Here is a 223-nt window from a genome sequence, read left to right as displayed (position 1 = left end):
AGGCACGCCGCCAGCGTTCGTCCTGAGCCAGGATCAAACTCTCCAAAAGAAAGTTGATTGGCTTTTCGCATTGTCCAACTTCGGCCAAAGCGGCCTCCGCTTTTCGTATTGTCCAGCTTCGGCCCGCCGCCGCTCGGGGTCAAATCACCTTCGCCTTCGGGATTGTAAATCCCTGCAGGCGAAGAACATTTGCCCATCGCGGCGACCCGCGGGCCTCAGCTTT

At 58.3% G+C, this 223-nt stretch carries 1 protein-coding gene; it reads right to left on the bottom strand.

From position 1 onward, the window contains the following. The coding region (locus tag ABS784_RS17335) for a hypothetical protein (RefSeq protein WP_352513455.1) at positions 1-197 on the bottom strand (197 nt) is incomplete at its 3' end. Positions 198-223 lie beyond the last annotated feature (26 nt).

The sequence above is a fragment of the Geobacillus sp. G4 genome (assembly GCF_040327975.1).
Taxonomy (GTDB): domain Bacteria; phylum Bacillota; class Bacilli; order Bacillales; family Anoxybacillaceae; genus Geobacillus; species Geobacillus thermoleovorans.
The sequence above is the reverse complement of the archived record's forward strand: the minus strand, read 5'-3'. Positions and strand labels throughout refer to the sequence as shown.